General features: G+C 63.0%; 9 protein-coding genes and 1 pseudogene. 6 read left to right on the top strand and 4 right to left on the bottom strand.

The window, feature by feature from the left end; genetic code table 11:
• Positions 1 to 229 precede the first annotated feature (229 nt).
• Positions 230 to 641, top strand: a pseudogene (locus VMD50_RS29245) (NDP-hexose 2,3-dehydratase family protein).
• A gap of 151 nt (positions 642 to 792) precedes the next feature.
• Here the strand turns inward: VMD50_RS29245 and VMD50_RS29240 are convergent.
• From VMD50_RS29240 to VMD50_RS29230, 3 genes are read right to left on the bottom strand one after another with little or no spacing between them, the layout of a single operon-like run.
• Positions 793 to 1,650: a class I SAM-dependent methyltransferase gene (locus VMD50_RS29240; RefSeq protein WP_325433387.1), complete on the bottom strand. Its 858-nt coding sequence runs from the start codon at positions 1,648 to 1,650 to the stop codon at positions 793 to 795.
• A 12-nt stretch (positions 1,651 to 1,662) separates the two neighbouring features.
• Positions 1,663 to 2,949: an aminotransferase class V-fold PLP-dependent enzyme gene (locus VMD50_RS29235; protein WP_325433386.1), complete on the bottom strand. Its 1,287-nt coding sequence runs from the start codon at positions 2,947 to 2,949 to the stop codon at positions 1,663 to 1,665.
• A complete protein-coding gene (locus tag VMD50_RS29230) occupies positions 2,949 to 3,764 on the bottom strand; it encodes a crotonobetainyl-CoA--carnitine CoA-transferase (protein WP_325433384.1) in 816 nt (271 codons plus the stop codon). Before VMD50_RS29230 ends, VMD50_RS29235 begins: the two co-directional genes overlap by 1 nt.
• Positions 3,765 to 4,652: 888 nt before the next feature.
• Between VMD50_RS29230 and VMD50_RS29225 the strand changes: the two genes are divergently transcribed.
• From VMD50_RS29225 to add, 5 genes are read left to right on the top strand one after another with little or no spacing between them, the layout of a single operon-like run.
• Positions 4,653 to 6,158, top strand: coding sequence for a TldD/PmbA family protein (locus tag VMD50_RS29225; RefSeq protein ID WP_325433391.1), 1,506 nt, complete (start codon positions 4,653 to 4,655; stop codon positions 6,156 to 6,158).
• Positions 6,155 to 7,519 carry a metallopeptidase TldD-related protein gene (locus tag VMD50_RS29220; RefSeq protein WP_325433382.1) on the top strand — a complete coding sequence of 455 codons (1,365 nt, stop codon included), beginning with the start codon at positions 6,155 to 6,157 and terminating at the stop codon, positions 7,517 to 7,519. Before VMD50_RS29225 ends, VMD50_RS29220 begins: the two co-directional genes overlap by 4 nt.
• Positions 7,516 to 8,367, top strand: a complete 852-nt coding sequence (locus VMD50_RS29215; protein WP_325433381.1) for a class I SAM-dependent methyltransferase — start codon at positions 7,516 to 7,518, stop codon at positions 8,365 to 8,367. The genes VMD50_RS29220 and VMD50_RS29215 overlap by 4 nt, the downstream gene beginning before the upstream one ends.
• Before the next feature lie 22 nt (positions 8,368 to 8,389).
• Positions 8,390 to 9,406 carry an aldo/keto reductase gene (locus VMD50_RS29210; protein ID WP_325433379.1) on the top strand — a complete coding sequence of 339 codons (1,017 nt, stop codon included), beginning with the start codon at positions 8,390 to 8,392 and terminating at the stop codon, positions 9,404 to 9,406.
• Positions 9,372 to 10,475 carry an adenosine deaminase gene (gene add / locus VMD50_RS29205; RefSeq protein WP_325433377.1) on the top strand — a complete coding sequence of 368 codons (1,104 nt, stop codon included), beginning with the start codon at positions 9,372 to 9,374 and terminating at the stop codon, positions 10,473 to 10,475. Before VMD50_RS29210 ends, add begins: the two co-directional genes overlap by 35 nt.
• On the opposite strand, the gene VMD50_RS29200 is transcribed toward add, so the two are convergent.
• Positions 10,450 to 11,340: a class I SAM-dependent methyltransferase gene (locus VMD50_RS29200; RefSeq protein ID WP_325433375.1), complete on the bottom strand. Its 891-nt coding sequence runs from the start codon at positions 11,338 to 11,340 to the stop codon at positions 10,450 to 10,452. The genes add and VMD50_RS29200 overlap by 26 nt on opposite strands.
• Position 11,341 lies beyond the last annotated feature (1 nt).

Genomic DNA, 11,341 nt, shown 5'->3' with positions numbered 1-11,341 from the left:
GGCCCGACACACCCCCTTGGAGTCAACCCGAACACGAGTGACAGGAACTTCGCGAGTCAAGCCCTCCGGTTCGCTACGGCACGCTACGGGCGGCCAACCCGATCACGAACCGCTGACACGCCATATAAGTCGGAACTTCGGCCTAGCCGGGCAATGTAAACGGCGCCCAGATTAACCAACTGTCCAGGCCACCCCGAGAAACTACTGGCGCACCCACCGCGGCTCTGCGGTGCCCTACCTGGAGTACTTCGTCGAGCCATCGCTAGGGCAGGTGCTCGCCGACACCTCGCAGTCCGAACAGGGATCGTGGCTCTACGGAAGCGCAACGGAACATGGTCGTCGAGGTGAGCCGCGACTTCGACGCAGGCGGCGATTTCGCATGGCTGACACTCGGACAGATCGACGAATTGATGAAGCGGCCGAATGTCGTCAACATGGATCTGCGGTCCGTTCTGTCCTGCCTGCCGTTTCCCTCTGCAGGTCTTGATGTGCACGGCAACCGACTTCGCAATGCGATTTGTGCAATCGGCGGACACAACCAACGTGGATGGGAAGGTCATGGACGACGTCGCCAGAGCTTGGCGCAAAGGTCCATTGGTCGAGATGCTCCCACGGCACCCGACGAAACCGCCATGGGGTGATCACTGCTGAGCCGTGCTCGCCATGTCTCCAACCGATTCACTTCCCGGCGCTCTTGTGCGGACACGGCAAGCCGACGAGCGAGATTCTCAGGCGCCGATGCCTCGCGAGTGAGTGTCGGGATTTGCCGGATGCTTATCGGTCCGCTTCCACCTAGGCGACAGCGCGAACACACAAACAAGTCGACGGCAGGTACACCGTGCCGTTTGCCTCGCGATACTGACCGGCCGCAGCGACAAACCCTCCCCATAGGTCGTGGTCGAAGAGTGAACCGTACCGATCCTGCAGTAGCTGCTTCATCCTCGGTGGAAGCACATCGAAAGAGAAGCGACCGAATTCGTCGACCGAAGCCAGGCGGAAGGGTACGACCAGCTCAGAAACTTCTACCCCACTGAATCCGGCGCCTTCAAAGTCGGCCATGATCTCGTCTGCGTTCGACATGGCAAAGGGGCCAGGGCCGGGAGGGGGTGGCGGCAGCGCCAGCTCACTCGAAATGATCTGGAATGCAAGGCTGATCATCGGAACGTTCTGTGGCTCGCTCCACACAGCGGCTGCAAGCAACCCGCCCGGCCGGAGTAGCTGGGCTGCCTTGCGGAGCAGCTCGACGCGGTCGGCGGCGAACATCAAAGCCCATCGACTCAAGACGGCGTCGAATGAATATGCTTGCAGCAGTTGCATTTCCGCGCTGCCAACGACGAAATGGACGTTGCCCAGGCCGACGGAAGCACGGCGTGCAGCCTCTACCATTAACGGTGAAAGATCGATGCCGAGGACCGTACCGTCCGGTCCCACGACGCGGGCGGCAGAAAGCGCCGGCTGGCCTGTACCCGACCCGATGTCGAGTACTGAGTCGCCTGGCGCGACGCCGGCAATGTCGAGTAGACGCTCGGTGACTATCGATGCGCCCCGCTCGAAGGCGGGTTGCCAGCGCTCCCAGGCCGCGCTGACGCCGTCCCAAATGACTTTTTGTTGGGCTCTAATCTCAGCTGCGTCAACCGATGCTGTTGTCATGAAGCCTCCTGTTCACAGGAACCGGGTGGTCGGATGGTCGCTTGTCCAAATACCAGGCTTCACTGTTGCCAGCGCGTCACGTACGCGGTCGATCTCAAGCTCCGTGTTGTACACACCAAAAGAGATCCGCACCGTGCCGAGCAGGCCGAGGGCGTCGAGCAGCATACTGGCGCAGTGCACGCCGCAGCGGACCGCAATGCCGAGACTATCGAAATGACCGCCTACGTCGTACGGATGTATTCCGTCGACGATGATCGAGACAATGCCGCTCGCGTCTTCGGCCGGTGCCCCGACGACATGGACCCGGTCGAGATCCGCCACCGCTTCGAGCAGACCATGAACGAGACGCTCATCGTGTTCCCTGATGGCCCGCCAACCGAGCTTGTCGAGGTACTGCATGGCGGCCGCAAGGCCCACGGCCCCAGCAACATTGGGAGTTCCGGCCTCCAGGCGTTCGGGTGCGGGCACGTAGTCAACGGGTTCCTGAAAGCTGACTGCCTTAACTGTGCCGCCGCCGACTTGGTATGGGGCGAGCGTGCACAACAGTTCGCGGCGAGCGTACAGGACACCAATGCCCATGGGGCCGTAAGCTTTATGGCCCGAGAAGCAGTAGAAGTCAACGCCGAGTTCGCCAACGTTGACAGGAAAGTGGGGCACTGCTTGGGCACCGTCGACTACGACGATAGTCCCGTGCTCATGAGCTGCAGCTGCCATTTCGCGCACGGGGTTCACGGTTCCCAGAACATTCGATACATGGCTGAAAGCGGCGATCTTCACATCGTCGCGGATCTCCTCGCGGAAGCGCGCCAGGTCCACATTGCCCGATCTGTCGACCGGAATGACCACCAGCTTCGCACCGACCCGCTCACAGAGGCGACGCCACGGCAACAGGTTGCTGTTGTGCTCCATGGTGGTGACGACGACTCGATCTTCGGCACCGACGTATTGGCGACCCAGAGTGTCGGCCAAGAGGTTTATTGCCTCGGTAGCACTCTTGGTGAATACGATTTCCGCCGGATCGGTGGCGCCGATAGCGGTTTGTATTACAACGCGTGAGTCTTGGTAGCAGTCCGCCGACTGCATACTCAGGCGATAGTAGCCGCGCCCAACGTTGCTATTGGTGGTGGCGTAGTAGTTGGTCATCGCATGGAGCACGGGCCGGGGCTTGTGGGATGTCGCCGCGTTGTCGAGGTATGCCAGCTCAACGCCATCGTCGGAGCGTGCCAGGATCGGGAAATCCCCGTGTATCGAGGCCCCGAGCGGCCCAGCGGCCGTGGGGCGAATAGCAGCTTGTTGCATCACAACTCCTTGAAATGGAACATGCGTTGGAAGGCGTGGAGATCCGCTGGCTCGCTGGCGAAGACCTTTTGCTCCGGATATGGGCGGTCGCGCGGGCTGACATAGCCGCGGTCACCATGCCGCGGCACTTTCCCGTTCTCATCGCGCAAGTGGGCTCCGAAGTAGAACCAGCAGGTTTGCGCGACCTGCTCGGTGAACAATGCCGGCCTGGCCGCCTCGGATGAGAGGGCCAGTTGGCAGTAGGCGGCTTTGAACTCGCCTTTCGGTCCGAAGCCGGTCGACAACATCACGTGGCCGAACAGATCGTGCACCGCGCGGAGGAGGTCGTTATGCCACAACTCGACGCCCTCGGCGGCGACTCCAGACCGACAACACAATGGGTGGAATCCCCTCGATGCGAAGGATCCGTGCCCGTTCGCGGTGAGGAACACCCGCAGGGTTCGTGTCTCGTTGACTTGTCGCCTTAATTCATTCGAGTCGCGATAAGGCTGGCCCGGCCCACGCCATGGCTCGATCGTCACACCGAGTACGAGCAGTTCCTGGTACAGCACGATGCTGTCCTTCTTGACGTGTTCGTACCGCCGCGTGAGCGCGTCGTCGAGGTCGAGATACGGTGCGCGGTCGTACCGATCCGCGATGTCCCGACAAACTTCTTCGTCCAGCGCAACAGCCATATCGGTGAGCTGGGAAATGCCGCCAACAATCCAGCGCTCCCGCGCGGGTAGGCGGGCAATGTGCCGCGCAGCAGCATCCAACAGGCCTGTGGTCAAGTCGGTGGTAACTTCGGTCTCATTGGCCCGACGCGGCGCCCACATAGTCCTAAATCGTATAGTATCTAAGGCCATGGGTAAACTTTGCAACGGACCGCAAGAACCCGCTGTAGAAGCTCTTTACGAGCGGTTTTGCGGGGTGCTCGAAGACGGCGATCAAACCTTGTTTGTAGTCGTAGACTGCTTTAAAAATGGCGCAGGAATCGGCCTCGCGCGGCCGCCGATAGCTGGATGAATGGTGGGGCGGAGACAGCCCTCCAACTATGGCGGGCGCTCGCCAGACGCGGATCGGCGTATTGGTGTCGCCAATGGTTGGTTTTGGGCACCGGGGAACTACCCGTGCGGGCTGGCGTGGGATGGGCGTCGGTTGTGGCACTCCGACCAGGAGGCGGCGCGCATCTATGCCATCGAGCTATCTACCGGCTCGGTTGTGCACACCTATCGCTGCGATCAAGTTCGTGCGGACCTTGCCTTTGACGGGACGATGTTGTGCCAGGTGGGCGGCCGACCCAAGCGCCTCGTGCTCGTCGACCCCCAGACAGGCACGGTCACAGGTCACCAGGAGATCCGTCCCGCGAGCGGGCGAGTGACCGGTGTCGAGTTCGGGCCGGAAGGACTATGGATGTGTCTGAGGGAGCCCATGGTCGTGCAGCTGCGCGACTACTCGTCAATGCAGGTTCGACGCGAGTTCCCAGTACGGGGTTCAAGTCCATCGGGCCTGACGTACGCCGACGGCGTCGTCGTTTATGGAGAGTTCGAATCTGGGGAGTTGCACTCGATTGACCCTACGAACGGGACCCATATCGGGTCGACGCGGGTAGACGGGCGTCCGACCGGGTTGACGTGGGACGGTAATCGCCTGTGGTACTGCGACTTTCCAGGTCGCGCAATCAGGTCGATCGATCGAGCGCACCTAGTGAATAGCGGGTGAGCATGGCTCTCACACTTCACGATGTTGGGGTGGCGGCTCTCCCGCTCGAATCCCTGTCTGATGCTGCCCTGACGCGCGCGAACGAATTGGGAGCGAGCCATGCGTCATTTCACGTCGTGCGGAATCGTAAAGGGCGGTTACGACTTCGCGATGGGTATCTTCAGGATGGCAGCGACTCGTCCGAGTGTGCACTCGGAGTACGGCTCCTTTATGACGGTGTTTGGGGGTACGCCGGCACCGTTGAGTTGACCGCGCACGCCGCCGTTCTGGCCGCCGACGAGGCGGTCGCCGTTGCGCGTAGCTGCCAAGCCATACAACGAACGCCCTCGATGCCGGTCGAGGAAGTGGCGCGTCCCGGTGCCATATGGACATCGTCGTACCTCATCGACCCGTTCGGGGTCGAGGAGGCGGAGCGGATCGGCCTTCTCGCCGACTGGAGCGGTCGGCTCCTTGCCTCACCAACGGTCGACCACGTGCTGGCAGTTTTCACAGCGGGGCGCGAGCAGCGGTACTACGCTGACGCCGCCGGCACGACCGCGACCCAGCAGCGCATCTACGTGCACCCGATGCTCACCGCCTTTGCCACCGACCGCTGTCGCACGACCGTGTCATTGCGCACCTCCGGCCCGCCTTGCGGTCGCGGATGGGAATATCTACACGGGCAGGGGTGGGACTGGGACACGGAGCTTTCCCAATTGCCGGACCATCTCGCCGAAAAGGCTGGTGCCAGACCCGTACAGCCGGGCACCTATGACCTCGTCATCGACCCGTCCAACCTTTGGCTGACCATGCACGAAACCGTTGGGCATGCCACAGAGCTTGATCGGGCGCTCGGATACGAGGTGTCATACGCCGGTGCTACGTTCGTGTCGCCTGGCGAACTCGGATCACTGCGATTCGGATCGCCGCTCATGAACGTAATAGCCGATCGGACGACCGAACACGGCCTGGCCACGATCGGCATCGACGACGAGGGGGTGCCGGCACAGGCCTGGCCCATTGTGAAGGACGGAGTGCTGGTCGGCCTTCAGACAGACCGGTGCACTGCGGCAGTCGCGGGCGCATCGCAATCGACGGGGTGTTCGTACGCCGATTCTGCTCTTCACCCGCCCCTGGCGCGGCTACCGAACGTTTCGCTAGAACCGGCATCGGATGGCCCGGACACGGATGGTCTTATTTCGGCGGTTGAGAACGGAATCTATCTCGCCGGGTCGGCCGGATGGTCAATCGATCCTCGGCGTAAGCATTTCCAATTCACCGCGCAGCGCTGTCATCAGATCCGATCCGGGCGGCTCGCCGGCCAGCTTAGTGGGGTTGCATACCAGGGTAGTACGACCGAATTCTGGTGTGCCCTTTCGGCATTGGGCGGAACCGCTACGTACGGACTCTTCGGTGCGGACATGTGCGGGAAGGGACAACCGGTTCAAGTGGCCGGCGCGAGCCATGGTTGCCCGTCTGCGCTCTTCCGCGGCATCCGCGTGGCACAGGTTGGAGGGGAAGAACTTTGACGACCGCCCAAGCCCTGGCGGAGCGAGTGCTCGATGAGTCCACAAGTGAGGAAGCACTCATCGCGATTGTTGACGAGACATCCGCGGTGCACGTTCGCTGGGCCGATGATGCGCTGACGACAAACGGTTCTGCTCGGTCACGCAAGCTTACCGTGGTGTTGGTCGTTGGGGGTGCCGTCGGAGCCATTTCGTGTTGCGGTGCGCTCAATTTTGGTGAGGTTGGAGATCTTGTCGGAGCGGCACGGCGCAATGCCCGCGAGAATGGCGCCCGCGAACCAGCACTGTTGGTTGGCGATGTAGCGGCGAACGATTGGGGGCGGCCGCCAGCGTCGACTGACCTCGCGGCGCTCACTGGCGTCGCTACGTACGTGCGAGCGTGCAGTGACCGGGTGCGGGTCCATGAACTGAGCACCTACGGGTATGCCGAACAGCAGATTCGCACAACGTATATGGCCTCGTCGACCGGCTTGCGGCTCCGTCACGAACAGCCGACGGCCATCGTCGACCTCACGGCGATCCGCGGGGACGGCCGGTCGGCTTGGGCGGGTTGCGGTGCTGCACACATCGGCGGCATCGACTTAAACGCGATGACGGCAAACGTCGACCGAACCGTCAGTGGGGCGAATCGCCGCGCAAACCTGTCGCCGGGCAGGTACGAAGTGTTGTTCGCGCCGTCGTGCGTTGCCGACCTTATGGTTCACCTCTACCGTGCGACTGGCGCGCGCGAGGCGATGGATGGACATGGCGTTTTCAGCCGCCCCGGCGGCAAGAGCAGCCTGGGTGAACGCCTCAGCAACGCCCCGTTGACACTGCGCAGTGATCCCGCCGAGCGAGGACTCGAGTGCGCGCCGTTCGCGATCGTCAGGGCGTCCACCGACCGGTGCTGCGTACTCGACAACGGGTTGCCGTTGTTGCCGACACGTTGGCTGACCGACGGAGTGCTGACTGCGCTAACGCAGACGCGTTATACAGCCGAGGTAATGGGGCAGCCACGAACCGCGGAGATCGACAACCTTGTCCTGCACGGACCTCCGGGGTGCGCGTCCCTGCCCGAGATGATCGCACGCACTGACCGCGCGCTCCTTGTGACGTCGGTCTGGTATCTGCGCGAGGTCAATCGACAACGCCTCATGCTCACAGGCACTACCCGCGATGGCGTGTACCTGATCGAGCGTGGAGCGGTGGTAGCGCTGTTGCCAGATTTCCGCTTCAACGAGAGCCCAGTGGACCTGCTCGCTAGGGTGACCGAAATCGGTTGCACTGAGCGGACTCTCCCGCGCGAGTGGGGTGACTATTTCACCCGTGTCGCCATGCCGGCACTGCGGGTCGAAGCCGTGGGTGTATCGGTGGCTGTACAATGAGCGAAACTTCGAACGACGCGGCTGCCGCGGCCTTTGACGACAACGCGTCCGACTTTGCGGCCTGGCAGGCGAGTCCATGGGGTCGCCTCCGTTATCGGCTTGTCGCGCACACTCTCGCGCAAGTGATAGCCGTCCTCGAACCGCAATGCCGCATCCTCGACGTCGGCGGTGCCGACGGCCGCGACAGCGTCCCGCTTGCCCGGCAAGGTCACTACGTGACGATCGTCGACCAGTCCGACGTCTTCCTCCGGCGAGCCTGTGCGAGCGCTGAAGCCGTCGGCGCGGCGGACCGCGTCCGCACAGTGTGTTGTGACATCGGCCGCCTAGTCGATCGTAGGTTGCTCACCGGCGACGACGAGCCTCGGTCCGCATTCGATGTCGTCATCTGCCACAACGTGTTGCAATATGTGGCCGATCCGCTCCTCCACATCCGAAACATGATGGCTCTCTTGCGCGTTGGCGGCCTGCTTTCGGTCATGGCGCCCAACCCAGCGATGGATGTCTTAGCTCGGGCAGTCCGCTGCACCGACCCCGCAGGGGCATTCGCGACGCTGGACGCTTCAACGGTGCTATCGGTGACCTTCTGCCAGCAGATGCGCCGAATCACTGCCGTCGAAGGGGAGCAGATGCTGGTGACGTGTGGCGCCAGGGTGACCGACCGATTTGGTATCCGGTGTGTCACCGACCTCATTGTGGACCAGGACATCAAGTGTGACCCCGACTTCTTTGCAGACCTCGAACGTCTCGAACTTGCACTGTGCCAACGTGAACCGTACTGGCGAACTGCGAAATTCTGGCAACTGGTGGCACTACGCACGTCGAGCGCAAGGCGACGGAGGCAGCAATGACGGAACCATCGTGACTTCCCGAATGACCGATAACCGGTCGGCTATTGACGGGTCGCTCGACACCCATCTGGGTCGAGTTGGCCTGGAGATAAGTCGCCTCGCGATCGGCACGGTCAACTTCGGTGGCCGCGTCGACGAACCCGAGGCACGCGCACTCCTCGATCACGGGCTTGAGCGGGGAATCAACGTAGTCGATACGGCGAATATGTATGGCTGGCGGGTTCACAAGGGATACACCGAGGAGGTCATCGGCCGGTGGCTTGCTGCGCGGCCCGGTCGCCGAGATGAAGTCGTGATCGCAACCAAGGTCGGCAATGCGATGGCGCCGGGGCGCAACCACGGCGGGCTGTCAGTCAGACACGTGGTGTCGGCCTGCGAAGCTTCGCTCCGCAGGCTCGGAACCGACTGGATCGACCTCTATCAGATGCACCGCGTGGACCCAAACGTCGGCTGGGACGAAGTGTGGCAGGCGATGGAGATGCTGATCAGCCAGGGAAAGGTCCGCTACGTCGGGTCTTCCAACTTCGCCGGCTGGCACCTTGCGGCCGCCCAGCAGGCGGCGAAGGACCGGCACATGCTTGGACTGGCCTCCGAGCAGTGCATCTACAACTTGGTAACTCGCCACGCCGAACTCGAAGTGATCCCCGCTGCGCAGGCGTATGGGATCGCCATTCTGGTGTGGTCGCCAACGCACGGCGGAGCGCTTGCTGGTGTCCTTGGCAAGATGCGGAGAGGCGAGGCGGTCAAGTCCATGCAGGGACGCGCACAGGTGGCGCTCGAACAACACCGGGACACAATCGCGCGTTTTGAAGCCCTGTGCGCAGAATGGGGGCGTGATCCAGCCGCGATCGCTCTCGCCTGGGTTGCGTCACGACCAGGGGTGACAGCGGTCCTCATCGGTCCGCGCACGATCGAGCACGTTGACTGTGCCGTTGCCGCGCTCGAGGTGCCTCTGTCCGACGAGGAGCACGCGCGACTCGACGCGCTCTTCCCGCCCATCGCACGTGGCGGGCCTGGCCCCCAGGCATGGGCCGACTAGAGGCATGACCGCTGTGGGGACCACGCGTGACAGCACGGCATGTGCATTCCTGGCTGCGCTGCCGAAGGTCGATCTGCACATACATCTGGTCGGCTCGGTGTCGGCGTCGACGTTGCTCACGCTTGCCCGCCGTCATCCCGAAGGAGGTGTCCCGACCGAACGCACGTCACTCGACCACTGGCTGGAGTTCGATAATGACTTTGCGCAGTTCGGTCAGGCGTACGGCTTGATCAGCAGGCTGTTGATCGACGCGTCCGATTTGGTGGAGCTAATCGACGGGCTCGCGGTCGAGCTCGCCGAAAACAACGTGCGATATGCCGAAGTCACCGTTACGCCACTGGCGCATCTCGACTCAATCCCGCCCGACGAACTCGGTGAAGCTTTGCGGCTAGGCCGCAGCAGGGCGCAGGCCGCACACGGCATCGAACTCGGCTGGATCTTCGACGTGTCGGGCGAGCTGGGCGTCAAGGCCGCAAAGAACACGCTCCAGTGGGTGTTAAGACACGGACCGGACGGGACCGTCGGTTTCGGCCTCGGCGGACCGGAAACGGACGCGCCGAGGGGGTTGTTCAAGGAGTGCTTCGACGAGGCAATCTCTGTTGGCCTGCATAGCGTTCCGCACGCCGGGGAGACCGTCGGGCCTGGCAGTGTTTGGTCAGCGCTCGTCGACCTTCGGGCCGAACGGATCGGTCATGGCATCCGCAGCGTCGAGGATCCCCAACTTCTCAGTAACCTCGCCGCCAGCGGCGTCGCGCTTGAAGTCTGCCCAACCTCCAACCTGCGGACCGGTGCGGTGGAGTCGCTGCTCGACCATCCGCTGCCAACACTGCTTGATGCCGGTGTGCGAGTGGCCCTCGGGACCGACGACCCCGGCATGTTCGGCACGGACCTCACTCGCGAATACCAACTCTGCAACGACGTGTTCGGATTGAGCCGGGAGCAACTCGTCGAGATCGCTTTGGCCGGCGTCGAGTCGGCGTTCTGTCCGCCACCGGTCGCTCGCAGAATCCGGAGTGAGATCGAGCAGTTCGCCCTCGTCGCACTCAGGACACGACGTCGGCGTGGGTGATGGCGCAATCCAGCCGCCAGTCCGTGGCGAGCTGGATGTCGGCCGGCCGTTTGATCTTGACGTCGATTGTCTGACCGCGTTGCACCGCGGTATGGCGCAGCGGCCACACCCACACCGCCCAGTTGCATCCTCGGTAGCCCGGGTGGTTGGAGAGCGTGACGCCGTCGGCCAGTGTGGCCGTGAAGTAGCCGATGACTGCGTGCAGGGATCCCGATTCCACTATCTCCAGGCGGATGCGGTCGCGTCCGCCGTCGACGGTGACTCCCAGAAGCTCGTCTGCGACGATCGCGGGTGGGCTCAGTGGCACTGGCGCTTGGCTGAAGAAGTGAAGCTGAGCCGATGAGGGAGCATATTTCTGCACCGCGCTGAGCGAGAATCCAAAGAAGTCGTCGGTCCACACTCCCCAGCCCTCAGAGCGAAACGAAACGGCCTGAAGCCGGGTGAGTACGCGAGCCGGAACCACGTGACCGGACGGTTTCAGGTGTCGCTGCGCGACGGCCGCTACCACCTCCGCCATCTGCTCTTCGGGACCTAGGTTGCCCATCATCTCCGAAACGATCACGTCCACATCGGTCGGAAGGCACACTGTGCGGGCGTCCCCCTGGATGATCGTGACTTGGCGGTGAAGCCTGTTGGTATGGGCGATCACGCGCGCCACCGCGGCCATCTCCGGGTCCCCCTCGATCGCATAGACGTGGCCGGCGCCGTGCCGCAACGCCAGAAGGGACAAGGCCAGGGTCCCGGCTCCCACGTCCGCGACAATGTCTCCGGGGCGCACGGTGAGGCCGATGGCCTCGTCGTAGGCCTGCAGCCGGGTGCGGTCGCTGAGCATGACCTGATGCATGATCAGGTTGCGTTGGTGCACC

It is taken from the genome of Mycobacterium sp. (genome assembly GCF_035506235.1).
In the GTDB taxonomy this organism is placed as follows: domain Bacteria; phylum Actinomycetota; class Actinomycetes; order Mycobacteriales; family Mycobacteriaceae; genus Mycobacterium.
The sequence above is the reverse complement of the archived record's forward strand: the minus strand, read 5'-3'. Positions and strand labels throughout refer to the sequence as shown.

Excerpts from the sequence above, each read along its gene's own strand:
- VMD50_RS29240 (WP_325433387.1), bottom strand. The coding sequence starts at position 1,650 with ATGACAACAGCATCGGTTGACGCAGCTGAGATTAGAGCCCAACAAAAA.
- VMD50_RS29235 (WP_325433386.1), bottom strand. The coding sequence starts at position 2,949 with ATGCAACAAGCTGCTATTCGCCCCACGGCCGCTGGGCCGCTCGGGGCC.
- VMD50_RS29230 (WP_325433384.1), bottom strand. The coding sequence starts at position 3,764 with ATGTGGGCGCCGCGTCGGGCCAATGAGACCGAAGTTACCACCGACTTG.
- VMD50_RS29225 (WP_325433391.1), top strand. The coding sequence starts at position 4,653 with ATGGCTCTCACACTTCACGATGTTGGGGTGGCGGCTCTCCCGCTCGAA.
- VMD50_RS29215 (WP_325433381.1), top strand. The coding sequence starts at position 7,516 with ATGAGCGAAACTTCGAACGACGCGGCTGCCGCGGCCTTTGACGACAAC.
- VMD50_RS29210 (WP_325433379.1), top strand. The coding sequence starts at position 8,390 with ATGACCGATAACCGGTCGGCTATTGACGGGTCGCTCGACACCCATCTG.